Annotated in this window: 22 protein-coding genes and 2 tRNA genes; 11 read left to right on the plus strand and 13 right to left on the minus strand. The window is 71.1% G+C overall.

Annotation, left to right across the window (positions count from 1 at the left end):
- The first annotated feature begins 125 nt into the window (after positions 1–125).
- From ACIQK6_RS11020 to ACIQK6_RS11035, 4 genes are all read left to right on the plus strand, one after another.
- Entirely contained in the window at positions 126–287 is a 162-nt protein-coding gene (locus tag ACIQK6_RS11020; protein ID WP_167745563.1) for a hypothetical protein, read from the plus strand.
- Positions 288–515: 228 nt separating this feature from the next.
- Positions 516–1,406: an RNA polymerase sigma factor SigF gene (locus ACIQK6_RS11025; RefSeq protein WP_329100327.1), complete on the plus strand. Its 891-nt coding sequence runs from the start codon at positions 516–518 to the stop codon at positions 1,404–1,406.
- A gap of 230 nt (positions 1,407–1,636) precedes the next feature.
- Positions 1,637–2,488 (plus strand): RNA polymerase sigma factor SigF, encoded by an 852-nt coding sequence (locus ACIQK6_RS11030; protein ID WP_329100325.1) that lies wholly within the window; start codon positions 1,637–1,639, stop codon positions 2,486–2,488.
- Between the two features lie 50 nt (positions 2,489–2,538).
- A complete protein-coding gene (locus tag ACIQK6_RS11035; protein ID WP_329100323.1) occupies positions 2,539–3,351 on the plus strand; it encodes a hypothetical protein in 813 nt (270 codons plus the stop codon).
- A gap of 31 nt (positions 3,352–3,382) precedes the next feature.
- Here the strand turns inward: ACIQK6_RS11035 and ACIQK6_RS11040 are convergent, their stop codons facing one another.
- Positions 3,383–3,619, minus strand: a complete 237-nt coding sequence (locus ACIQK6_RS11040) for a hypothetical protein (protein ID WP_329100322.1) — start codon at positions 3,617–3,619, stop codon at positions 3,383–3,385.
- A 254-nt stretch (positions 3,620–3,873) separates the two neighbouring features.
- Here ACIQK6_RS11040 and ACIQK6_RS11045 point away from each other — a divergent pair, with 254 nt between their 5' ends.
- Both ACIQK6_RS11045 and ACIQK6_RS11050 read left to right on the plus strand, forming a co-directional pair.
- Complete coding sequence (locus ACIQK6_RS11045; RefSeq protein ID WP_329107792.1) at positions 3,874–4,266, plus strand: MarR family transcriptional regulator; 393 nt, start codon at positions 3,874–3,876, stop codon at positions 4,264–4,266.
- Positions 4,267–4,280: 14 nt separating this feature from the next.
- Positions 4,281–5,906, plus strand: a complete 1,626-nt coding sequence (locus ACIQK6_RS11050) for an MDR family MFS transporter (RefSeq protein ID WP_329100320.1) — start codon at positions 4,281–4,283, stop codon at positions 5,904–5,906.
- Here the strand turns inward: ACIQK6_RS11050 and ACIQK6_RS11055 are convergent.
- The 9 genes from ACIQK6_RS11055 to ACIQK6_RS11095 form a co-directional block, all read right to left on the minus strand.
- Positions 5,896–6,555 carry a TetR/AcrR family transcriptional regulator gene (locus tag ACIQK6_RS11055; protein ID WP_329100318.1) on the minus strand — a complete coding sequence of 220 codons (660 nt, stop codon included), beginning with the start codon at positions 6,553–6,555 and terminating at the stop codon, positions 5,896–5,898. The two genes, ACIQK6_RS11050 and ACIQK6_RS11055, sit on opposite strands and share 11 nt — an antisense overlap.
- A gap of 89 nt (positions 6,556–6,644) precedes the next feature.
- Positions 6,645–8,858, minus strand: a complete 2,214-nt coding sequence (locus ACIQK6_RS11060) for an ArnT family glycosyltransferase (RefSeq protein ID WP_402694701.1) — start codon at positions 8,856–8,858, stop codon at positions 6,645–6,647.
- Positions 8,855–10,123, minus strand: a complete 1,269-nt coding sequence (locus tag ACIQK6_RS11065) for a glycosyltransferase (RefSeq protein WP_329100315.1) — start codon at positions 10,121–10,123, stop codon at positions 8,855–8,857. Before ACIQK6_RS11065 ends, ACIQK6_RS11060 begins: the two co-directional genes overlap by 4 nt.
- Positions 10,124–10,148: 25 nt before the next feature.
- On the minus strand, positions 10,149–11,612 hold the full coding sequence (locus ACIQK6_RS11070; RefSeq protein WP_402694702.1) for a sensor histidine kinase: 1,464 nt from the start codon (positions 11,610–11,612) through the stop codon (positions 10,149–10,151).
- 74 nt (positions 11,613–11,686) lie between these two features.
- Positions 11,687–12,454 carry a response regulator transcription factor gene (locus ACIQK6_RS11075; protein WP_329100313.1) on the minus strand — a complete coding sequence of 256 codons (768 nt, stop codon included), beginning with the start codon at positions 12,452–12,454 and terminating at the stop codon, positions 11,687–11,689.
- Between the two features lie 152 nt (positions 12,455–12,606).
- Positions 12,607–13,488 (minus strand): amidohydrolase family protein, encoded by an 882-nt coding sequence (locus ACIQK6_RS11080; protein ID WP_402694703.1) that lies wholly within the window; start codon positions 13,486–13,488, stop codon positions 12,607–12,609.
- On the minus strand, positions 13,472–13,768 hold the full coding sequence (locus ACIQK6_RS11085; protein WP_329100311.1) for an antibiotic biosynthesis monooxygenase: 297 nt from the start codon (positions 13,766–13,768) through the stop codon (positions 13,472–13,474). Before ACIQK6_RS11085 ends, ACIQK6_RS11080 begins: the two co-directional genes overlap by 17 nt.
- A 192-nt stretch (positions 13,769–13,960) precedes the next feature.
- Positions 13,961–14,854, minus strand: coding sequence for a DUF2797 domain-containing protein (locus tag ACIQK6_RS11090; protein ID WP_329100310.1), 894 nt, complete (start codon positions 14,852–14,854; stop codon positions 13,961–13,963).
- The gene (locus ACIQK6_RS11095; protein WP_329100309.1) at positions 14,851–15,285 is read right to left on the minus strand and encodes an Lrp/AsnC family transcriptional regulator; all 435 of its coding nucleotides are present in this window, start codon (positions 15,283–15,285) and stop codon (positions 14,851–14,853) included. The genes ACIQK6_RS11090 and ACIQK6_RS11095 overlap by 4 nt, the downstream gene beginning before the upstream one ends.
- Positions 15,286–15,392: 107 nt before the next feature.
- On the opposite strand from ACIQK6_RS11095, the gene ACIQK6_RS11100 reads away from it, so the two are divergent.
- Positions 15,393–16,304 (plus strand): SMP-30/gluconolactonase/LRE family protein, encoded by a 912-nt coding sequence (locus ACIQK6_RS11100; RefSeq protein ID WP_329100308.1) that lies wholly within the window; start codon positions 15,393–15,395, stop codon positions 16,302–16,304.
- A gap of 12 nt (positions 16,305–16,316) precedes the next feature.
- On the opposite strand, the gene ACIQK6_RS11105 is transcribed toward ACIQK6_RS11100, so the two are convergent.
- Positions 16,317–16,682 (minus strand): PH domain-containing protein, encoded by a 366-nt coding sequence (locus tag ACIQK6_RS11105; RefSeq protein WP_329100307.1) that lies wholly within the window; start codon positions 16,680–16,682, stop codon positions 16,317–16,319.
- Between the two features lie 283 nt (positions 16,683–16,965).
- On the opposite strand from ACIQK6_RS11105, the gene ACIQK6_RS11110 reads away from it, so the two are divergent.
- On the plus strand, positions 16,966–17,361 hold the full coding sequence (locus tag ACIQK6_RS11110; RefSeq protein WP_402694704.1) for a DUF6188 family protein: 396 nt from the start codon (positions 16,966–16,968) through the stop codon (positions 17,359–17,361).
- Between the two features lie 451 nt (positions 17,362–17,812).
- The gene (locus ACIQK6_RS11115; protein WP_329100305.1) at positions 17,813–17,956 is read left to right on the plus strand and encodes a hypothetical protein; all 144 of its coding nucleotides are present in this window, start codon (positions 17,813–17,815) and stop codon (positions 17,954–17,956) included.
- 344 nt (positions 17,957–18,300) lie between these two features.
- On the opposite strand, the gene ACIQK6_RS11120 is transcribed toward ACIQK6_RS11115, so the two are convergent.
- Both ACIQK6_RS11120 and ACIQK6_RS11125 read right to left on the minus strand, forming a co-directional pair.
- A tRNA-Arg gene (locus ACIQK6_RS11120) sits at positions 18,301–18,373 on the minus strand.
- Positions 18,374–18,591: 218 nt separating this feature from the next.
- Positions 18,592–18,682 (minus strand) — tRNA-Ser (locus ACIQK6_RS11125).
- 188 nt (positions 18,683–18,870) lie between these two features.
- Here ACIQK6_RS11125 and ACIQK6_RS11130 point away from each other — a divergent pair.
- Both ACIQK6_RS11130 and ACIQK6_RS11135 read left to right on the plus strand, forming a co-directional pair.
- Positions 18,871–19,296, plus strand: a complete 426-nt coding sequence (locus ACIQK6_RS11130; RefSeq protein WP_329100304.1) for an SSI family serine proteinase inhibitor — start codon at positions 18,871–18,873, stop codon at positions 19,294–19,296.
- 120 nt (positions 19,297–19,416) lie between these two features.
- On the plus strand, positions 19,417–22,776 hold the full coding sequence (locus tag ACIQK6_RS11135; RefSeq protein ID WP_402694705.1) for a PAS domain-containing protein: 3,360 nt from the start codon (positions 19,417–19,419) through the stop codon (positions 22,774–22,776).
- Positions 22,777–22,783: the final 7 nt, after the last annotated feature.

Below are 22,783 nucleotides of genomic sequence, written 5' to 3' on the forward strand. Positions count from 1 at the left end.
CGCACGCTCCGCGGCAAAGGACCCGGGGTACCGGGCCATTGGTCCTTAAAGGACAGGTGAGTGTCCAATCTTGACCGGTTAGAATCACCCGACTTGCTCGGACCGGTTGGGGAGGCCGCCCGCACGTGGACACCAAGAAGCTCATCACGGGTGCCCTCACCGTGTTCGCCCTCTTCGTGATCATCACCCAGCCGAAGCGTGCGGCCGAGATCGTGGAAATAGGCTTCCAGGGGATATCGGATGCCGCCTCCGGCATCGGCGAGTTCATGACCGAACTGGTGCGCTGACCCGTACGCTGAAGCGGTTCCCGGACTTCCGGCCCCCCACTCCGACGGGTGGGGGGCTTTTGCATACCCACCACTGCGCGTATTGCCCTGATATGCCCAACTTGCCGTCAACACGGCGATATACGGTGCTTGCACATAGTGCACATCTCTTGTGATGCTATGACCGCTTTTGATGGATGAGATGACTGAAGGGGTGGCGTGACCGTGCCGGCCAGTACTGCGCCTCAAGTGCCACCCCAGCAGGACCCCCAGGTGCCGCCCCAGTCGGAGCCCCAGCGGGAACACCGTCAGGGACACCGCCAGGAGTCCCGCCAGGAGCCGCCCGAGGAGCCCCCGGTCGCGCCGAGACCGCCGAGCAGGGGCGCGGACACCCGGGCGCTCACCCAGGTCCTCTTCGGCCAGCTGAAGGGCCTGCAGCCGGGCACCAGCGAGCACAGCCGGGTGCGCGGGGCCCTCATCGAGGCCAACCTCCCGCTCGTCCGGTACGCGGCCGCCCGCTTCCGCAGCCGCAACGAGCCGATGGAGGACGTGGTCCAGGTCGGCACCATCGGCCTGATCAACGCCATCGACCGGTTCGACCCGGACCGGGGCGTGCAGTTCCCGACCTTCGCGATGCCGACCGTCGTGGGCGAGATCAAGCGGTACTTCCGCGACAACGTCCGCACCGTCCACGTACCGCGCCGCCTCCACGAGCTCTGGGTCCAGGTCAACGCCGCCACCGAGGACCTCACGACCCTCCACGGCCGCACCCCGACCACCGCCGAGATCGCCGAGCGGCTGCGCATCACCGAGGACGAGGTGCTGTCCTGCATCGAGGCCGGGCGCAGCTACCACGCGACCTCCCTGGAAGCCGCCCAGGAGGGCGACGGCATGCCCGGACTGCTGGACCGCCTCGGCTACGAGGACCCGGAGCTGGCCGGGGTCGAGCACCGGGACCTCGTCCGCCACCTCCTCGTACAACTGCCGGAACGCGAGCAACGGATCCTGCTCCTGCGGTACTACAACAACCTGACGCAGTCACAGATCAGCGTGGAGCTCGGCGTCTCCCAGATGCACGTCTCCCGACTCCTCGCCCGGAGCTTCGCCCGACTGAGATCCGCAAACAGGATCGAGGCGTAACCGGAACGAGTGTAGATCATTCGCAAGTATCCCGACATATCGGGCTGATCGCCTTCTTCTCCACTCTGTCGCTGGAGATATATGTCGACATGGCGCTACAGCGCGTTGCCGACATGTGACATTCTGCGTGAACCGCGTTTGCCGCAGCCCCGCCTCCGGTATTCAGGTGGAGGCTGCGTTCCTCCGACGGGCGCGCAGTACGCGACCGTCCGCGACCTCAAGGGGGTGGCATGTCCGTAGACCAGGGCAGCTCCAAGGTGCTCACGCTCGTCAAGAGCGCGCCAGCGCCCACAGCACCTGCAGCGTCCGACCGCTCGGAAGCCATCGACACCCGCACCCTCTCCCGCTCCCTCTTCCAGCGGCTCGCCGGCCTGGATGCGGACAGCCCCGAACGGGCGTACGTACGTGACACCCTGATCGAGCTGAACCTGCCTCTCGTGCGCTACGCAGCCGCCCGATTCCGCAGCCGCAACGAGCCGATGGAAGACATCGTCCAGGTCGGCACCATCGGCCTGATCAAGGCGATCGACCGCTTCGACTGCGAACGCGGCGTCGAGTTCCCGACGTTCGCGATGCCGACCGTCGTGGGCGAGATCAAGCGGTTCTTCCGGGACACCTCCTGGTCCGTCCGCGTCCCGCGCCGGCTCCAGGAACTGCGCCTGGCGCTGACCAAGGCCAGCGACGAGCTCGCCCAGAAGTTGGACCGCTCGCCGACCGTGCCGGAACTCGCCGCCGTGCTCGGGGTCTCGGAGGAGGACGTCGTCGACGGCCTCGCCGTCGGCAACGCCTACACCGCCTCCTCGCTCGACTCGCCCTCCCCCGAGGACGAGGGCGGCGAGGGCTCCCTCGCGGACCGCCTCGGCTACGAGGACACCGCGCTGGAGGGTGTCGAGTACCGCGAGTCCCTGAAGCCGCTGCTCGCCAAACTCCCGCCCCGGGAGCGGCAGATCATCATGCTGCGCTTCTTCGCGAACATGACGCAGTCGCAGATCGGCGAGGAGGTCGGCATCTCCCAGATGCACGTCTCCCGGCTACTGACCCGCACCCTCGCGCAACTGCGGGTGGGCCTCATCGGGGAGTGACCCGGCGCCTCGCACTTCCCAATTGACGATGCGTCAGGAAAACTGGCGCGATGCGAAGGGGATCGCGAGCGGCCGCCACCACCCTGCTCGCCCTGTGCTGCACGGCCGCCGCCGGCCTCACCGGCTGCGGCGGCCCGGCGCGGGACGGCCATGTCGCCGTGGGCGCCGCGGCCCCGGGCCCCGAACGGGGCGCGGGGGAGAACGTGGCACCGCAGGGTCAGGTGGAGTTCCAGCAGCTCGGCGGCCCGGACGTGGCGGGCGGAGCCGCACAGTCCGCCACGACCTCCAGTACGTCGACCGGTACCGCGGGATCCGGAACCCCGGGCGGCCCCACCGCGGGCGGAGCCACGACCACCGGCCCCGGCGGCTCCGCAGGCCCCACCGGCACTTCCGCAGGGCCGGGCAGGACCCCACCGTCGCCCGGCACCCCCGGCACGCCGACAACGCCCACCGTGCCGAGTTCGGCGACCCCGCCGACCCCGCCGACCTCGCCGGGCACCCCGCCGGGCCCGCCCGACAGGCCCGGGACGACACCGCCGGCCCCGCCGCCGTCCACACCGGCCCGGCTGACGCTGTCCGCGCCGGTCAGGGCGGCCACGGCCGACCGCTGGTGCGAGCGGGTCACCGTGACCTTCACCAACACCGGAACCACCCCGGCCCGTTCGGGCACGGTCAGCTTCGCGACGCACATCATCGGCGCCCTCGGCGTCGACTGGGCCACGATCACCACGAACCAGCCCCTGCCGGCACCCCTGGCGGGCGGAGCCTCGAAGGCGCAGACCTACACGGTGTGCGTGGAGTCCTGGCGGGTGCCGCTGGGCATGCACGTGGACACCCAGAAGGTCACCGCGACCTGGAACTGAGTCATGCTCCCCCGGCCCGCGCCGGGCGCCGTCAGCGCAAGACCACCCAGGCGACCGCGCCGATCACGAGGACGAGCGCGACGATCAGTCCGATCTTCGCGGTCGAGTTCGAGGATCCGGCCTGCTGCTCGGCGCGCCGCTGCTGACGGGCTCCCGGACCCGCCTGACGGGCGGGTGCGGCCTCCTCGACGAAGGCCTTGAACATCTGCGTGCTGCCCGCGGGGTCGTAGTTGCCCTCGGGGACCTGTGAGTTGCGGTTGTCAGCCATGGAGCAGGACCCTAGCCGGTTTTCCGATTCCTTTACCGCCCCACTCCCCAGATTCATTTGCCTGTAGCAACCATGCGCTTCTATGGTTGCCTCAAGCAACAAGATGGGGGAACCCGGTGATCGTGCAGACCGCTCCGACCTCGCAGAGCACCCCGACCGCTTCGCCTGCTCCTGCGGGCCCAGTCACACCGGCGGGCCCGGCCGCTCAAGCAGGCCCGGTCACACCGGCAGCTACGACCGCTCCGTACGCGGAGCTGGCCCGCCAGCTCACCGCAATCGGCGCGGTCAAGCGCGAGCTCGCCCGCAGCCTGCCCCCGGACTGCCCGCCCGGCGCCGCCGTCGTCCTCACCCTGCTCGACCGGCACGGGGAGATGCGGCTGAGCCGACTCACCGAGTTCATGGGGGTCGACATTTCGGTGACCAGCCGGCACGTCACGCACATCGCCGACCGCGGCTGGATCGAGCGGGAGACCGATCCGGGCGATGGGCGCTGCCGGATCCTGCGGCTCACCCCGGCCGGCCGGGCGCTCCTCGCCGAAATCGGCGCCCGCTGCACGGCCTCGCTGGAAAGAGTCCTCCACGACTGGTCCCTCCAGGACATCGACGTACTCAACACCCTGCTGGCCCGACTCCGATCGAGCTTCTAGAAGTAAGGAAAGACATGGCCCAGTCGGAGACGACGACCGACACCCCACCCGTACCCACGGACACCTCCGTGACCATGACCCACCCGCAGATCATGAAGGCGCTGTCCGGGCTGATGCTCGGCATGTTCGTGGCGATCCTGTCGTCCACGATCGTCTCCAACGCCCTCCCCCAGATCATCAGCGACCTCGGCGGCACCCAGTCCTCGTACACCTGGGTGGTCACCGCCGCCCTGCTGTCGATGACGGCCGCCACCCCGCTGTGGGGCAAGCTGTCCGACCTCTTCAGCAAGAAGCTGCTGGTCCAGATATCCCTCGTGATCTACGTCCTCGGCTCCGTGGTCGCGGGCATGTCCCAGAACACCGGCACGTTGATCGCCTGCCGCGTGGTCCAGGGCATCGGCGTCGGCGGCCTGTCCGCCCTGGCGCAGATCGTGATGGCCGCGATGATCTCCCCGCGCGAGCGCGGCCGGTACAGCGGCTACTTGGGCGCGGTCTTCGCCGTCGCCACCGTGGGCGGCCCCCTGCTGGGAGGTGTCATCACCGACACCGAGTGGCTGGGCTGGCGCTGGTGCTTCTACGTCGGCGTGCCGTTCGCGATCATCGCGCTGATCGTGCTCCAGCGCACCCTGCACCTCCCGGTCGTGCGCCGCGACGTCAAGGTCGACTGGCTGGGCGCCTTCCTGATCAGCGGTGCCGTCTCGCTGCTGCTGATCTGGGTCACGCAAGCCGGTGACTCCTACGAGTGGATCTCCTGGCAGACCTGGGCGATGACGGGCGGTGCGCTCGCGCTCGGCCTGCTCTTCCTCCTCGTCGAGTCCCGCGCGAGCGACCCGATCATCCCGCTGCGGCTGTTCCGCAACAAGACCATCAGCCTGGCCTCGGCGGCCTCCCTGTTCGTGGGCATCGCGATGTTCTCGGGGACCGTGTTTTTCAGCCAGTTCTTCCAGTTGGCCCGCGGTGAGTCCCCGACGATGTCCGGAATCCTCACGATTCCGATGATCGCCGGCCTCTTCGTCTCCTCCACCCTTTCCGGTCAGGTGATCACCAAGACCGGCAAGTGGAAGGCCTGGCTCGTCTCTGGCGGCGTCCTGCTGACGGCCGGTCTGGGTCTGCTCGGCACCCTCCGCTACGACACCCCCTACTGGCACATCGCGATCTACATGGCGGTGACCGGCCTCGGTCTCGGCATGATGATGCAGAACCTCGTCCTCGCCACCCAGAACCAGGTAGCCCCCGAGGACCTGGGCGCAGCCAGCTCGGTCGTCACCTTCTTCCGCTCCCTCGGCGGCGCCGTGGGCGTCTCCGCGCTGGGCGCGGTCATGGCCAACCGGGTCACCCACTACGTCCAGGACGGCCTCACGGCCCTCGGGCCGAAGGCCGCGGCCCTGGGCCACGGCGGCACCGCCGGGGGCGGGATCCCCGACCTGGACAAGCTGCCCGCGCCGTTCCGCGAGGTCATCGAGTCCGCGTACGGGCACGGCGTCGGCGACGTCTTCCTCTACGCCGCCCCGTTCGCGCTGCTCGGCCTGGTCCTGGTGGTGTTCATCAAGGAGGTCGCCCTGAAGTCGAAGCCGGCGGCCCACGCCCCGGCCGCGGCCTCCGACGAGGCGGCCCCCGCCGAGGCCGTCATCAAGGCCTAGTCGTCGGTGCCCGACCCGTCGCGGCCTTGGCCTGGATGCCCGCGATCAGGACGTCGAGCGCGAGGCAGAAGTCGCCCTCCGGCGCCCGCCGGACCGTCCCGCCGCATCCGTGCAGGAACTGCGAGACGGCCAGGTGGGCGCCGGTCCGTGCGGCGTCCACCAGGCCGGTGGCGTCCAACAGCCGCTGGAGGGCGGCGTCGAAGGCCCGCGCGTGCGGGCCGATGTTCGGGAACGCGGCGGTGAGCGGAGCCACCCACGTGTGGTCCGCCAACACCCGCCGGTAGCCGCGGGCCAGCGCCTGCAGCTGGCCCGGCCAGCCCGTCCCGCCGCCCTCCGCCGCCGCACCCTCCGTGGCTGCGGTCGGCGACCTGAGCTCGCCGAACGCGCGGTCGAGGGCGAGTTCGAGCAGGTCCTGCTTGGTGTCCACGTACCAGTACAGGGACATCGCGGTCACCCCGAGCCCGGCGGCGAGCCGCCGCATCGAGAACCGGGCCAGCCCGTCGGCGTCGAGCAGCCGCACGGTGGCGGCGGTGATCCGGTCGCGGTCCAATCCGGAGGGTGCGTCGCTGCGGCGTCGGGCGGGTGCGGCAGGCCTGGCGGCCAGCCACACACTGGTCCGGGTCTCGCCCGGATCGGCCGCGGTCACCATGCAGGCACCCTCCTCACGACAGGCGGATCGGTCCGGAATGCCCGATCCGCCCTCTTGATGCTAGGGGGTGTCCTGCCGATCGGGTCGGATCAGGTCGTCGGGGCCGTCAGGTCGTAGAAGGTGGCTCCGCCGACCGTGGTCTCCTTGAAGTTGGCCTTGATCCAGGTCTCGATCTCCGTGCTGGTGCCGCCGCCCGGACCGCCCGGACCGCCGCCTGCGCCGCCCCGCCCGCCACCTCCGGGCATGCCGCCCTCGGCGCCGCCGGCGCCGGTGCTCTGGCCGATGAACCAGTGGACCTTCCCGTCCCGCACGTACTTCTGGAACTGCTCCAGGGTCGGCGAGGGGTCGCTGCCGTTGAAGCCGCCGATCGGCATGACGGGTACCCCGGAGGCCAGCTGGTAGCTCGCCGCGTTCTGGGAACCGATCGCGGCCGCCGCCCAGGTGTACTCGTCGGCGTCGGTGGTGAGGGCCTTCTTGGCCTCCGCGCTCACCCGGGCGCCGTTCAGCAGGCCGCCCGGGCCACCCTGGCCGCCGACACCGAACCGCTCGCCACCACGACCGTCCAGGCCCTGCGGCATTCCGCCCGGGGGCATCGCGCCCGGGGCCGTCCCGCCCTGGGGCATCCCGCCCTGGGGCATCGCACCCTGCTGCCCGCCGCCCTGTCGGCCGCCGTTCGCCGTCCCGCCCTGGCCGCCCGGGCCGCCCTGGAACATCTCACCGAACCGACCCGTGCCACCCGGTCCACCGGGGCCGCCCATCATCCCGCCGGGGCCGCCCCGGCCACCCGCCACCGCCGGTCCGGCAGTCACGATCGAGCCGGTGTGCGCGGTGCTCACGGTGGTCAGGCAGTACGCGAACGGCCCGGCCAGCACCGCCGCCAAGCCCAGTCCCGCCGCGGCCTGGAGGGCTCGGCGCCCCGCCTGCGCGGCGAACGGCAGCGCGGCCGCGGCGAGCAACCCGCCCACCAGGACCGCCCAGCGCAGCCACGGCAGGTAGCCGGTGGCGCGGCCGAGCAGCACGAACGACCAGACCGCCGTCAGGGCCAGCGTGCCGGACAGGGTGATCGCGGCGGCCTTGCCGCTCCGCTCCTCCCACAGCACGGCGGCCCCCATGCCGATCAGTGCCGCCACGAACGGCGCCAGCGCCACGGTGTAGTACTCGTGGAAGATGCCCTGCATGTAGCTGAAGACGACCGCGGTGATCAGCATCGAGCCGCCCCAGGCCAGGAACGCCGCCCGGGCCATGCCCTCCAGGGAGTCGGTCGCCCGGCGGGCCCGCCAGGTGACCACCAGACCGGCCACCAGCAGGATCAGGGCCGCCGGCAGCAGCCAGGCGATCTGCCCGCCGATGTTGCCCGAGAAGAGCCGGTCGATGCCGGTCTCCCCCCAGCCTCCGCCACCGCCGCCACCACCGGCGCCGCCCCGGCCGCCGCCGCCGACGCTGCCGGTCTCGTTGCCGTTGATCCGGCCGAGGCCGTTGTAGCCGAGGGTCAGCTCCAGGAAGGAGTTGTTCTGCGAGCCGCCGATGTACGGGCGGGAGGAGGCCGGCCACAGTTCGACGACGGCGACCCACCAGCCGCCGGCCACCACCATCGCGAGCCCCGCCAGCAGCAACTGGCCGAGCCGCTTGCGCAGCCGGGTGGGCGCGCAGACGGCGTACAGGAGGGCCAGCGGCGGCAGGATGACGAAGGCCTGCAGGGTCTTGGTGAGGAAGGCGAAGCCGACCGCCACCCCGGCCCAGACCAGCCACTGGGTGCGGGCTCCGTCGAGGGCGCGCAGCACGCAGTACACGGTGACGGTCAGCAGCAGGGTCAGCAGCGCGTCGGGGTTGTTGAAGCGGAACATCAGCGCGGCAACGGGCGTCAGCGCGAAGGCGGCACCGCTCAGCAGCCCGGCCCCGGGACCGAACTGGCGGCGCACGGCGGCGTACAGCACACCGGTGGTCGCGACGCCCATCAGGGCTTGCGGTACGAGGATCTGCCAGGAGCCGAGCCCGAAGAGCCGGACGGACAGCATCATCGGCCACAGGGCCGCCGGGGGCTTGTCAACGGTGATGGAGTTGCCGGCGTCGGAGGAGCCGAAGAAGAAGGCCTTCCAGCTCTCGCTGCCCGCCTGCACGGCTGCGGAGTAGAAGGAGTTGGCGTAGCCGGAGGAGCCGAGGTCCCACAGGAGCAGGACGGCAGTGGCGATCAGTAGTCCTGCGAGGGAAGGGAGTTCCCAACGGGGGCGGTCGACCGCAGCGCGGCGACCGGTAGCGGCGCGGGCTTCTGGGACCGGGAAGAGCGAGGGTGCTGCCGTGGTCATCGGATGTCGTCCTTCACGGGAGTGTCGCGCCGCTCGGGAAAGACCCAGGCGCGGAAGAGCAGGAAGCGCAGCACGGTGGCCGCGAGGTTGGCAGTGATCAATACGGCCAGTTCGGTGCTGTGTGCGGGATCGGCGGAGGCCGCCCCGAGCGCGGCGAGGGAGCCGCTGGTGAGGGCCAGCCCGATGCCGAACACCACGAGGCCCTGGGCCTGGTGGCGCACGGCCCGGTCCCGGCCGCGCACCCCGAAGGTGAGCCGGCGGTTGGCGGCGGTGTTGGCGAGCGCGGAGAGCAGCAGTGCGGCGCCGTTGGCGAACTGCGGGCCGGTCCCGGCGCGGAAAGCGGAGTACAGGAGCAGGTAGAGCACGGTGGACAGCGCTCCGACGGCACAGAAGCCGAGCAGTTGGCGGGCGAGGCCGCCCTCCACTCCGGGTAGTGCGGCGCGGTCGCGCGGATCGTCGCCGAAGGGGCGGGCGAGCCGGTCCAGCGGGAGCGCTCCGACTGCCAGTGCCCGGCCCACGCGCCAGACGCCCTTGAGGTCCTCGGTGGCGGTCCGGACGATGTGGACGGTGGAGTCGGGGTCATCGACCCAGTCCACCGGCACCTCGTGGATCCGCAGCCCGGCCCGTTCGGCGAGTACGAGCAGTTCGGTGTCGAAGAACCAGCCCGTGTCCTCCACCAGCGGCAGCAGCCGCTCGGCGACCTCGCGCCGGATCGCCTTGAATCCGCACTGCGCGTCGCTGAACCGGGCGGCCAGGGAGGACCTCAGGAGGAGGTTGTAGGCGCGCGAAATGAACTCCCGCTTCGCGCCGCGCACCACCCGTGAGGACCGGGCCAGACGGGTGCCGATGGCGAGGTCGGAGTGGCCGGAGATCAGCGGTGCGACCAGCGGCAGCAGGGCGTTGAGATCGGTGGAGAGGTCCACGTCCATGTAGGCGAGGACGGGGGCGTCGGAACCGGACCACACCTGGCGCAGGGCCCTGCCCCGGCCCTTCTCCTCCAGGCGGGTGCTGCGTACGCCGTCCAGTGCTGCGGCGAGCCCCCGCGCGACCTCAGGGGTGCGGTCGGTGCTCGCGTTGTCGGCGACCGTGATCCGGAAGGGATAGGGGAAGGTCCGACTGAGGTGCTCGTGCAGTCTGCGGACGCACGGGCCGAGGTCCTTCTCCTCGTTGAAGACGGGGATCACCACGTCGAGGACGGGCTCGCCGGGCACGGGCGCGAGGGGCGCCCGTGCCGGAAGGGCCCCGGGGGGTGTGTCGGTTCGCATGGTCCGACATTCGCCGGGCGCCCTGTCACCGCTGTGTGCTGAGCCTGTGTCCTGCCTGTGAGTCCGCACGGTCCGCTTCCGCGTGCGGCAGCAGGACCTCGAAGCAGGTCCGCCCGGGCTCGCTCCGTACGCCGACCCGCCCGCCGTGCGCCGTGACCACGGCTTGGACGATGGCCAGCCCGAGCCCGGTGGAACCCGCCGCACGGGAGCGGGAGGCGTCACCGCGGGCGAAGCGCTCGAAAACGTGGGGGAGCAGGTCGGGTGCGATTCCGGGCCCGTCGTCCTCGATCCGCAGCCGGACGGCGGATGTTTCACGTGAAACGTGCGCGGTGACGGTGGTCCCTGGTGGGGTGTGGGTACGGGCATTGGCGAGCAGGTTGACCAGGACCTGCTGCATCCGTGCCGGGTCGGCCCGGATCGGTGCCGGCTCGTCGGGCAGGTTCAGGCGCCAGTGATGTTCGGGGCCCGCGGCCCGGGCGTCACTGACGGCGTCGATCACGAGCGGGGCCAGGTCGGTGTCGGAGTCGCCGGTGGGCAGCGGGCGGCCGGCGTCGAGCCGGGCCAGCAACAGCAGGTCTTCGACCAGGCCCGTCATCCGGGTGGCCTCGGACTCGATCCGACCCAGGGCGTGCCGGGTGTCGGGGCCGGGTTCCTCCCGCCCCCGTCGGGTCAGTTCGGCGTAGCCGCGGATGGAGGCCAGCGGGGTGCGCAGCTCGTGGCTGGCGTCGGCGACGAACTGCCGGACCCGCATCTCGCTCTCCTGGCGGGCGGTGAGGGCGGAGGAGACATGGCCCAGCATCCGGTTGAGGGCCGCGCCGACCTGACCCACTTCGGTACGGGGATCGGCCTCGGCGTCCGGTACCCGCTCGTGGAGGGCAGGCTCGCCCTTGTGCAGGGGCAGTTCGGAGACCCGGGTAGCGGTGGCGGCCACCCGGCGCAGCGGGCGCAGAGCGACCCCGACCAGCGCCTGCCCGGCGAGGGAGGCCGCGATCAGCCCGGCGAGCGTGACGCAGAGCTCTACGCCGATCAGGGTGCGCACGGTGGAATCGACGTTGCTCAGCGGGAACGCGAGGGCCAGGCTCCCTTCGGGGGAGACCAGCACCCGGTAGCTACCGAGACCCGGGAACTCGGCATCCACCGGCCCGGGCGTGCCCTGCGCGGATTTCCGCGCGGCCTGGGCGAGGGCTTTGCCCTGTTCCTCGGTCAGCGGGGGAGGCGGGTCGGCCGACCATCCGTCGCCACGGGCGTTGCGGGCGGTCCCCAGGACGGTCCCGGCGGGATCCAGGCGGACCCCGGCGGCGTCCAGCGGGCTACCGGGAGCCACGACGAAGCCTGCGCTGTTCTCCCGGGCCGGCTTCCCGCCGGGCGCCCGGACGGCCATCTTCACGGAGGTCTTCAGCTGATCGTCGAGTTCGGTGACCAGGTACGAGCGCAGGGCGAACGTGGTGACGGTCCCGATGGCCGCGCCCACCACGGCGATCAGTGCCACCGCGGAGACGACGAGCCGGGTGCGCAGCGACCAGGGCCGGCGGCCACGTGGTCGCCGGTTCCTGCCCGGTGCCACTACTCGCCCGGCTTGATCAGGTAACCGGCGCCGCGGCGCGTGTGGATCATCCGGGGCAGACCGGGGCCGCTCTCCAGCTTCCTGCGCAGGTAGGAGATGTAGAGCTCGACCACATTGGCCTGGCCGCCGAAGTCGTAGGACCACACCCGGTCCAGGATCTGCGCCTTGCTCAGCACGCGCCGGGGGTTGCGCATCAAGTAGCGCAGCAGCTCGAACTCGGTGGCGGTCAGGTGGATCTCCTGACCGCCCCGCACCACCTCGTGGCTGTCCTCGTCCAGCCGAAGATCGCCGACGGCCAGCACCGAACCGCCGCGCGCGGCCTGCGCCGCGCCGGAGCGCCGGACCAGGCCGCGCAGCCGGGCCACGACCTCCTCCAGGCTGAAGGGCTTGGTGACGTAGTCGTCGCCGCCCGCCGTGAGGCCCGCGATACGGTCCTCCAACGAGTCCTTGGCGGTCAGGAACAGCACGGGAACCTGGGGGATCTCCCGGCGCAGGCGCCCGAGGACGGCCAGCCCGTCCATATCGGGAAGCATGACGTCGAGGATGACCACGTCGGGCCGGAACTCCCGCGCCGCCCGCACCGCGCCCGCCCCGTCGCCGGCACTGCGGACCTCGCAACCCTCGTAGCGCAGGGCCATGGACAGCAGCTCGGAGAGTGAGGCCTCGTCGTCGACGACGAGTACCCGGCAGGGGCCGCCGTCGGGCCGCACCAGGGCCGTGGGGTGGTGGGTGGACGTGGACGCATGGGAGGTGGTCGTCGCAGTCATACCGGACACGCTGTCCCGCGCCTCTGAGAGCGCCCTTGTGCCAATCTGTGAATTTCCTGAGAAAGAGCATCCGCAAAGAGAGGCGGGGCGCCGGTGCCGGACACCGGGGCGGGGGCGGGGGCGGAACAAGGACCGGGGCTGGGGCTGGGTCGTCAGCCGTCGAGGCGGAACAGCCGGGCGCCGTTGTCGTGGCAGACCGCCCGCAGCCAGTCGTCACCGAGGCCGAGCCGCCCGAGCGCGGCGAGCTGGTGCTCGTAGGGGTAGGGGATGTTCGGGAAGTCGGTGCCGAGGAGGATCCGGTCACCGAGGTCCACGAGACGACCGAGGTCCCCGGACGGGAAGCCGTACATTTGCTCGGAGAAGTCGGTGAAGGCCATGGTGGTGTCCAGGCGCACCTCGGCGTAACGATCGGCGAGGTCGAGGAAATCGGTGTACTCGGGCATGCCCATGTGGGCAATGACCAGCGGCAGCCTCGGGTGGCGGGCCAGTAGCCGGGCGATCGGCTCGGGCCCGGTGTGCTTGCCCGGGACGGGGCCGGACGCACAGTGGATCACGATCGGGATGCGTGCCTCGGCGAGCAGCCCCCAGACGGGGTCGAGCCGGTCGTCGTTCGGGTCGTAGCCCCCGACCTGGAGGTGCGACTTGAAGATCCGGGCCCCGGACTCGACGGCCTGGCGGACGTACGCGCTCACGCCCTCCTCCGGGAAGAACGTCGCGGTCTGCAAGCAGTCGGGGGTGCGGGCGGCGAAGTCTGCGGACCAGGCGTTGAGCCAGGCGGCCATCGCCGGTTTGTGCGGGTAGAGCATGGCGGTGAAGGCCCGGACCCCGAACTCCCGCAGGAGCGCGACGCGCTGCTCCTCCTCGTGCCGGTAGGTGATGGGCCACTCGACGCCGGTCAGCGGGCCGACCGCGTCGAAGTAGTCCCACACCTTGTCCAGGACGCGCTCGGGCATGAAGTGGGTGTGGATGTCGACCAGTCCGGGCAGCCCGAGCCGCTCGCGGAAGGCGCGGACCGCCTCAGCCGTTGCGGACAAAGCCGTGGCTCCGCTCGACGGTCGCGACGTGCAGGGTGTAGCTCTCGTACCAGTCGGATCGGCCCTGCTTCATGGCCGCCTGGTGCTCCAGGTCCTTGCGCCACACGGTGAGGGATTCGTGGTCGCGGAAGTAGGCGACGGTGATGCCGAGACCTCCGGGAGTACGCGCGGACTCGTAGCCGAGATATCCCGGGTTCGTCCCGACGATCTCCTTCATCCGCGCGAGGGTCTCGGGATATCCGCTGTCGTCGTCGGTGCGGATGTTGCTGAAAACAGCCATGACATAAGGGGGTTCAAAGGCCGGTACCGGCTGAAGGTCCATGTCGACCACCCTCGGCGGAGCGCCCCGGCATGTCCACCGGAATCGGCCCCGGAAGGCCAAAGGGATCCAAGTTTTGACCTTGGCCGCCACGATCCGAGCCGCGCTCCGAGCCGCGCTCCGCGTCCTGGTCCACGCCTCGGTCCGCCGGTGTCAGAACAGCCCGTCCTGCTCGGCCGGAGCCGCGGAGGCGGACGGGATCGGCGCCGTCGGAACCGAGGTCACGGCCTCGTCCCCCGGAGCGGTGAGCTCCCAGCCCGCCAACAGCCGGGTGTCCACCACGAGTCCGTCCGCGAGGTGCAGATCGGGCCCGGCCGCTCCCGCCAACCGGCCCACGACAGAACCGCCGGACACCATCTCGGTGAGGACCAGCGCCGGCCCGGGCAGGCTCGGCAGGGTGTCCAGCCCGAACGCCCGTGCGTGGTCGACCACTTCGCACTCCACCCGCTCCAGCGACTCCGGCCACCCGGGGAGCGCCGCCGCCCGTGCGTGCAGTTCGGCGACCTCGCGGGCCCGCTCGGGCGCAGCCGGCACATGGGCCCGTACGCCGCGCTTACGGGCGTACGCGATCCGGTCGGGCACCCCGAGCGCCGCCCGCAGCAATTCCTCGGTGCGCCGGGTGGCCATCAGTGGACCGCGCCCGAGCCAGGCCCAGGCCACCGCCCCCTGCTCCAGCAGCCGGGCCGAACCGCGCTCCTCGGCGGTGATCCCGACCTTGACCATGCCGGGACCGAACCAGGCAAGGTAGACCCGGTAGGTGCGCGGATCGGCAGCGTTGGTGTCGGCCGCCACGGAGAACGACCGGTCGAGGCGAGCGCACTCGGGGCACTGGGCATTCCCGGCACGGCCCGGCACGATGTCCGCGGTGGGGCAGGGGGTCCGTCTTCCGGCCCGTCGCACACCGAGGCAGTGCCGCTCCCCGCGTGCCACGAAGGCGATCCGCTGCCCGTACGCGAGCTCGCTCACCCGCTCGCCGCGCCCCTCCCCGTACCACCCGATGGCGGGGCGGCCGTCCTTCCACCGGATCCCGGTGCACCACCAGGTCACAGCGGGAGAGGTCGCTCGAAGAAGGTGTCCAGGACGACGGTGGCGTGCGTACCGCTGACCCCGTCGATGGCATAGAGGCGGCGCAGCACGTCCTGCAGTTGTTCGGTCGAGGCCGTACGCACCTTGACCAGCAAAGACGCACTGCCCGCGATGATGTGCGCCTCTTGGATCTCGGGGATCGCGGCGAAATCGGCACCGGACTCGCCCATCCAGGCGTTGGAGTCGACCATCACGTAGGCCAGGACTCCGCTGCCGACGGCCGCCGGGTCGACGTCGACGGTGGTCCGCCGGATCACCCCGCGTTCGCGCAGTTTCCGTACCCGCTCGTGGGTGGCCCCCGCCGAAAGCCCGACTGCCGTACCGAGAGCGGCGTACGACTGGCCGGCGTCCTGCTGCAGGCGCTGGACGAGCGCACGGTCGATGTCGTCCACGCAATCTTCCTCTCATGGGCCTGTCGACCCTTGCGAAGACAGTACCTGATCCTGCAATCTCACCATCAGGCCGAACCGAATTCGGCGTGACTCTTTCAGGGGGAATCATGTCTGCCATAGCCGACCTCACCTTGTACGAGATTCTGAACGAACGCTTCCAGACCGGCCGCTGCGCCAACGGCGACGCCCGGCTGGACCGGCTCTACGATGACTGCCGCTGGGCGGAGGGACCGCTCTACCTGCCCGCCTGGCGGCAACTGGTGTGGAGCGACATCCCCAACGACCGGATGCTGCGCTGGGACGAGGCGACGGGCGCGGTCTCCGTCTTCCGCTCCCCGGCCGGCCACTCCAATGGCAACACCCTGGACCGCGAAGGCCGCCTGATCACCTGTGAACAAGGCAACCGGCGCGTCACCCGCACCGAACCCGACGGCAGCCTGACCGTCATCGCCGACCGCATCGACGGCAAACGGTTCAACAGCCCGAACGACGCGGTCGTCCGCTCGGACGGCTCCATCTGGTTCTCCGACCCGGACTTCGGCATCACCAGCGACTACGAGGGCCACCGCGCACCCAGCGAGATCGGCGCCTGCAACCTCTACCGGGCCGACCCCTCGACCGGCGAGGTTCGGACCGCCGCCGACGGCTTCCTCGGCCCCAACGGCCTGGTCTTCTCACCCGACGAGAGCGAGCTGTACGCCGCGGACACCCGGGCCGGCCACATCCGCGCCTTCAAGGTCTCCGACGACGGCACCCTCACCGCCGACCGCGTCTTCGCCAACTGTCCCGGGGTCGACAACATCCGCTTCGACGACGAGGGGCGGCTGTGGGTGGCCGCCATGGAGAACGGCGTCCAGTGCTACGCCGCGGACGGCACCCTGATCGGCCGCCTCCGCATCCCCGAACCGGTCTCGAACATCGCCTTCGGCGGCCCCAAGAACAACCGCCTCTTCATCACCGCCACCACCTCCCTCTACTCCCTGGTGATGTCGGTGACGGGCCTGCCCCGGGTCCTCTGAGGGCCGGGCCGCCTACCGGGCGACGAACTGGGTCAGGATCGCCTGCACCTCGTAGATGTCGACGCCCTTGGTGAAGGTCTTCTCGATCGGCGCCGAGCTGCCGGATATCCAAATCTTGAGCTCGGCGTCGAGATCGAAGTGCCCGGCCGTCTCGACGGAGAAGTGCGTGATGCTCCGGTACGGGATGGAGTGGTACTCCACCTTCTTCCCCGTGAGCCCCTGCTTGTCGACGAGCACCAGCCGCCGGTCGGTGAACAGGATCGTGTCCCGGATCAGCAGGTACGCGGCATGGACCTGCTCCCCCTGTCCCAGCAGCCGCGCATAGTCCCGCTGCGCCGACACGGGGTCGACGGTGTGCGCGTTCCCGAACAGTCCCATGAGTGCCCCCGTTGTCCAGCTCCGGATTTCCGGCTTCGAACGATCTCCACAAACCGTACCGAGGCAGGCCCCTCGTCCACGTCCCCCGCCAGAGCCATCCCACCCCTGACATCCCCCGGGGGACCCCGTCCCCATCAGGGAGGAGACGGCGAGCCGTCAGGACATACGACAGAGGCCCCCCAGGTTTTCTGCTGGGGGCCTCTGTCCTGCTGTGCACGCCTGGCCGCTGCACCCACGATCTAAGGTTCCATGGTCGGTAGGTTGTGGAGGTGGGCGATGCGGCATGAAGGTTCCGGCAGCTTTGGTCGGCGCTCGAGTGGAGCGCACGGCATTCGATCAGCAGGTGAGGCTGAGCTTCGGCGCGCTGGACCCGGATGAGGGATACCGGTTGGACGCCGAATTGGTACTGGAGACGCCATTCCTGTTCCGAGACGCTGCTGGCGAATGGCACGAACTGGACCCGGGGACAGGGATGGGCCTTGCTCCCGTCTTGGCGTTGTTCGGGCAGTCCGTCACTACAGTCGACGTGAGTGGTCGTGGTGTGTTGGTCATCGACTTCCACGATGGCGCCGGACTCTGGATCGGCCCGGACCCACACTTCGAGTCCTGGCATCTGACCGGGCGTGGCATCGATGGGATCACTGTCGGTCCGGGAAGCGAGGACGTGTGGGAGCGCTGAATCGCGGCACGAGGTCGTTGGCGCGGGTTTGGCCGGCGGCCTGACCAGGCTGGGCCGGTCGTAAGCACGGGCGTCCGAGCTTCGGCAAGACGGCTGAACGACGCGCCCATCAGCCACGACGAGACCGGCACCGACGCGGAGCGACCACACCGGCCGCCGCCACATCGCGGCAGCAGCTGCTCCCCGCCCGCCCGTTCCCGTTGGTGCGTTCGCCTCACGCACCCGCCGTCCGTGACGCCGGTGGAACGGCGCCCGGCCCGACTCGGTCCCGGCATTCGGACGGCCCGCAAGCGGATCAAGACGTGGTCGGTGTTCAAAGCGGATCAGTTCCTGGCGGACGGGATCGCGCGGGGAGATCACCTCTTCGCGGCGTGGATGCTCGTGCTGTGCCTCCGGCTGCGGCGTGGTGAGGTGCTGGGCCTGACCTGGAAGTCGATCGACTTCGATGCCGGTGAGCGACTCGGACGACTTCCTGCCGCTGCCGGCGCTCTGCCTCAAGGCGCTGCGGATGCGGCGGGCCCAGCAGATCGGGGACCGTGTGGCCGCCGGCGAGCTGTGGCAGGACGGTCACGGCCTGGCGTTCACGGCGAAGTAGGGGACGCCGATCGAGCCGGGGAACCCGACCCGGATGTTCGCGCTGCGGCCCCGGCCCGCCGGTCTCCGGGTGATCCCGCTCCGGAACACCGGCACACGTGCAGCTCGCTCCTGGTCACGCCCAAGGTCCACCCGAAGGTGGCCCAGCGGATCCTGCGGCACACGCAGATCGCCATGACGATGGAGGTGTACGCCGAGGAGAGCCAGGAAGAGGTGCGGAAGCAATCGGCAAGCTGTCCGAAGCGATGGGCGGCGGTAGCGGCTGAGGCGGTTGCTGTACTTCGCTGCTGGACGGCCGGAAACGGCAGGGGCCCCGGACTTTCGTCCGGGGCCCCTGGCCTGCTGTGCACTCGGCAGGATTCGAACCTGCAACCTTCTGATCCGTAGTCAGATGCTCTATCCGTTAAGCTACGAGTGCTTGGGCTTCCCGGGGTTTTGCGCCCCGTTGGCCTTGCGAGAACAACAATACATGGACCTCGCCGGGACGCGAAATCCATTACCCAAACCGCTGCTGACCTGCGGAAATGAGCCGGATGGAGATCATCCGGATGGGTTCACGCAGAGGGCGGAGCGGACCGGATTGCCCCGGAACGCATCGAAGCCCCGGTCCGTCAGGACCGGGGCTTCGATGAGGTGCGGAGGCGGAGGGATTTGAACCCTCGATGGGTGGTAAGACCCAAACCGCATTAGCAGTGCGGCGCCATAGACCGGACTAGGCGACGCCTCCAGCACACCCCCGCGTACGAGGGTGCGTGCAGATGATGACACAGGCGCAGGGCCCCTCACCAATCCGCTCCCACGGTACAAGGCGGGACGGCCGGAGGGCAAAGCCTTAAAGCAGCCGCGGCACGCAACGTCAGCGCGCCCGAATCGTTGGGCAGGCGTACGACGTGTACGGACGACCTGGAGTGCCCCATGCTGCGTCTCGCCGCCTTCGCCGTCACCTCCGCCCTGGCCGCCTCGGTGGCCGGGCCGTTGCCCCCGCTCCCGCTGGGCCGGCTGCTGGGGACGCCCGACCGCCTCACCATCGCCATGGCAGACACCGGAAACCGCCGGTTGGACCGGGAGTACCGGCTCGAATGCGGCCCCGCCGGCGGCGACCACCCGGAGGCGGAAGGGGCCTGCGCCCGGCTGGATCAGTTCGCCCAGGAGGGGAAGGACCCCTTCGTCCCCGTCTCCAAGCGGCAGATCTGCACCATGCAGTACGGGGGTCCCGCCACCGCCCGGATCACCGGAACCTGGAACGGCCACAAGGTGGACGCCACGTTCCGGCGGACCAACGGATGCGAAATCCGCCGCTGGGACGAGTTGGAACCTCTGCTTCCGAGTGGGCGTTCCTGACCTGGGAGGATGCGCAGGATGGGCGGTATCCACCACACATCGGCCACCCCATCGCGGGCCTGTGGCCTTAGACTCCTCCCGTGACTTGCCGGTAGTTGTTGGTCAGGGAGGAAGCTCGTCGTGAGCAGCAGGCCATCCCGAGGCGCTGCTCGCCTCGCAGCAATACTCGATGCCCTTCCGGACGCGCTGTTGCTCGTCAACGCCAACGGCACGGTCGTCAACGCCAATTCGATCGCGCTCGAAATCATGGAGAGCCCCGGAACCGGGCTCGTCGGCCGGGGCGTGCTCGACCTCCTGCCCGAGTTCGACTCCAAGCTGATCCCCGGCTCCATGCGCCGGCCCGGCGAGGACGACGGCAGCCGCACGAAACCCAAGCGGATGATCGCGCGCCGTACCGACGGCTCCGAGTTCCCCGTCGAGCTCACCAGCGCCCATCTCGACGGACGCGATGCCTACCGCGAGCCGCAACCCTCGTACACGGGTGACGAGCTGCTGATGCTCGTGGTCCGTGACCTCTCGCAGACCGTGGACACCGAGGCCGAACTGGCCCGGTCGCAGCGACAGACCGAGATGATCCTGCGCGCCGCCGCCGAGGGCGTCGTAGGCACCGACACCGACGGACGGGTGGTGCTGGTGAACCCGGCCGCCGCCCAGATCCTCGGCTACCGCGCCACCGACCTCGGTAACCGCGAACTGCACGGCCTCATCCAGCACTCGCGCGCCGACGGCTCTCCCTTCCCCTTCGAAGAGTCCCCGCTCGCCGACACCCTGCGCAGCGGGCGCAAGCACCGCGTCCGCGGGCAGGTGCTGTGGAACAAGGCCGGGCAGCCGGTCTCCGTCGACCTGACCACCTCGCCCGTACGCGACGGGGAGCAGCTCGTCGGCGCCGTCATGACCTTCACCGACCGGCGGCCCTACGACGCCCTCGCCGCGCGGCACGCACAGCTGATGGCCGTCCTCGGCGAATCCCTGCGGGGGCCGCTGGACGAGTTGCGCGGTGAGCTGGCGACGCTGGCCGCCGACGACGCCGGACAGCTGTGGCCCGAGGCCAACCAGCTGCTGCACCACCTGGCTGCCGGGTACTCACGGATGACCACGCTGGTGGACAACGTCCTCGGCTACCAGCGTCTGGACACCGGCCGGGACCGACTCACGAAGAAGAAGGTCCTGATCAACACCGTCGTCACGGCGGGCGTCGACGGAGCCGTCGAGCTGATCGGTCCGGGCCGCGCGCAGTTCGCCGTCCACGCGCCGACCATCGAGGCCGAGGTGGACGCGGACCGGATCTCGACCGCACTCGCCCACCTGGTCGCGGACGTGGCCGGGGTGGACGCGACCGGCAAGACCCGCCAGGGCAGCGGCTACAGCGACTCGACGATCGTGGTGGCCGCCGCGCAGCGCGGCGATGTCGTACGGATCGAGGTGCGCGGACCGTACGAGGGCGGGAGCCCGGTCCACGAGCCGATCGTGCGGGGGATCGTGGCCGCCCACGGCGGCGTGCTGCAGACGGTGGAGGTTCCGGGCGCGCCCGGCGGGGCGTACGTGCTGGAGCTTCCGCTCGGCTCGGGTGCCGGGACGGTGGTCCTGCCGGAGCCGGCGGAAGAGCCCCCGGCCGGTCCTGCCACGGACGGCGAGGGCACGGACGGCGCAGGCACGGCCGGGGGCGCGGCTCCCGGCAAGGTCTCCGGCGGCCGGCGTGGCCGGCGCGGGGTGGACGCCTTCCTGGACGACGAGAACACCGGCCCCAAGCCGGCTCAGGCCGCTCAGGCCGCTCAGGCCGCTCAGGGTGGCGCGCTGGCGCTGCCTTCCGGGCGGCGGCGCGCGGGCGAGGCCGGCGAAGCTCCCGAGACGGGGCCCGAACTCGCACAGTCCCCGGTGAATCCGGCGGGGCTCGGCACCGGACGCAGGCGCGGCCGGGCCGGTGACGGCAGCAATGAGGCCGAAGGCGCCGGTGGGCCCGACGGGCCCGGGCGGCCCGTGCCCCCGCGGGGCACCGCCATGCCCGCGCTCCCGCCCGTTCCCGCTGTGCCCCCGGTTCCGGTGACCGAGCATCCCGCCGGGCGGCGCCGGGCACTGGGCCCGGCCGGTCCGGCCCAGCCCGGCGGCCCCGTCCCCGCGACCGGGCTCGGGCCGGCGCCCGCTCCCGCGCGGCCCATCGCACCCGAGGGCGGCTTCGCGCTGCCCGCCGGCCCAACACCGGCTCCCGCCGCGGCCGACTCCGAAGTCGACGCCCCGGGCGGGCGGCGTGGTCGCCGGGTACTGGGCGCCCCGGGCGCCGAGCCCGAGGCCGCCACCGCCGCCATTGCTGCCGCCGCCGCGCAGCCCGATGAGTCCGCAGAGAACCCGACCGGGCGGCGCCGCGCGCTCGCCGGCGCCCCGGCGTGGCCGGTTCCGGCGGCCCGCACCGCTCCCGAGGACGACGAGGCCTCCGGCCAGGTCGCGGTCCCCGGTGCGCGTCGGCCGCAGGACGCCCCTGCGGAGGGCCAGGCCGCGCAGCCGATCAGCGTGCGCGCCCTCGGCACCCTCGGCCAGGGCATTTCCGTCGACCCGGGTGGCTCCGGCCCGGCTTCCGGGTCCGGTGCGGCTTCCGGGTCCGGCCGCCGTCGCCGGCTCGCCGAGCCCGCCCCGCAGGGCCGTGCCTTCGCGATAGGGGCGCCCGAGGCCGGCGCCGACGAGGGCCCCGAGCCGCTGGACGGCCCGGGAGGCGCCGTCGAGGTCGTCAACCGACCCGTGCCGCGTCCCATGGACGACGAGCTGCCGCCGGAGCCCCTGGACAACCCGCGCCGGCTCCTGGTGTGGCCCGCACCCGATGTGCAGACGCAGCAGGCGCTGAGCGACCGCGGCTACCGGCCGGTGATCGTGCACTCCCGCGAGGAGGTGGACGCGCAGATCGCCGCGTTCCCCGCCGCGCTGTTCGTCGACCCGCTGACCGGGCCGATCACCCGGACGGCCCTGCAGTCCCTGCGCCAGGCCGCGGTGGCCGCTGAGGTCCCCGTACTGGTCACGGCCGGGCTGGGGCATGCCACGCGCGAGGCGGCGTACGGCGCCGACCCTGCCGTGCTGCTGAAGGCACTGGCGCCGCGTGACAGCGAACAGCACCCCTCCCGGGTGCTGCTGATCGAGGAGCACGACGAGATCGCGACCGCGCTGACCGCCGCCCTGGAACGGCGCGGCATGCAGGTCGCACGGGCGAGTGCCGACAACGACGCCGTGGAACTGGCGACGCGGATGCGGCCCAACCTGGTGGTCATGGACCTCATGCAGGTGCGCCGTCGGCGGGCCGGGATCGTGGATTGGCTGCGCGCCAACGGGCAGCTGAACCGCACCCCTCTGGTCGTCTACACCGCGACCGGTATCGACCCGGCCGAACTGCCGCGGCTCGCCTCCGGCGAGAGCGTCCTCTTCCTCGCGGAACGGTCCACCACCGCGGACGTCCAGGGCCGCATCGTGGACCTCCTGGCCAAGATCGGCACCAACTAGTAATCCT

This window comes from Streptomyces sp. NPDC091682, assembly GCF_044756625.1.
Taxonomy (GTDB): Bacteria; Actinomycetota; Actinomycetes; order Streptomycetales; family Streptomycetaceae; genus Streptomyces.

Coding starts and splice junctions, on each gene's coding strand:
- ACIQK6_RS11035 (WP_329100323.1), top strand. CDS start 2,539: ATGCGAAGGGGATCGCGAGCGGCCGCCACCACCCTGCTCGCCCTGTGC.
- ACIQK6_RS11040 (WP_329100322.1), bottom strand. CDS start 3,619: ATGGCTGACAACCGCAACTCACAGGTCCCCGAGGGCAACTACGACCCC.
- ACIQK6_RS11050 (WP_329100320.1), top strand. CDS start 4,281: ATGGCCCAGTCGGAGACGACGACCGACACCCCACCCGTACCCACGGAC.
- ACIQK6_RS11085 (WP_329100311.1), bottom strand. CDS start 13,768: ATGGCTGTTTTCAGCAACATCCGCACCGACGACGACAGCGGATATCCC.
- ACIQK6_RS11065 (WP_329100315.1), bottom strand. CDS start 10,123: ATGCGAACCGACACACCCCCCGGGGCCCTTCCGGCACGGGCGCCCCTC.
- ACIQK6_RS11030 (WP_329100325.1), top strand. CDS start 1,637: ATGTCCGTAGACCAGGGCAGCTCCAAGGTGCTCACGCTCGTCAAGAGC.
- ACIQK6_RS11110 (WP_402694704.1), top strand. CDS start 16,966: ATGAAGGTTCCGGCAGCTTTGGTCGGCGCTCGAGTGGAGCGCACGGCA.
- ACIQK6_RS11055 (WP_329100318.1), bottom strand. CDS start 6,555: ATGGTGACCGCGGCCGATCCGGGCGAGACCCGGACCAGTGTGTGGCTG.
- ACIQK6_RS11130 (WP_329100304.1), top strand. CDS start 18,871: ATGCTGCGTCTCGCCGCCTTCGCCGTCACCTCCGCCCTGGCCGCCTCG.
- ACIQK6_RS11075 (WP_329100313.1), bottom strand. CDS start 12,454: ATGACTGCGACGACCACCTCCCATGCGTCCACGTCCACCCACCACCCC.
- ACIQK6_RS11100 (WP_329100308.1), top strand. CDS start 15,393: ATGTCTGCCATAGCCGACCTCACCTTGTACGAGATTCTGAACGAACGC.
- ACIQK6_RS11060 (WP_402694701.1), bottom strand. CDS start 8,858: ATGACCACGGCAGCACCCTCGCTCTTCCCGGTCCCAGAAGCCCGCGCC.
- ACIQK6_RS11105 (WP_329100307.1), bottom strand. CDS start 16,682: ATGGGACTGTTCGGGAACGCGCACACCGTCGACCCCGTGTCGGCGCAG.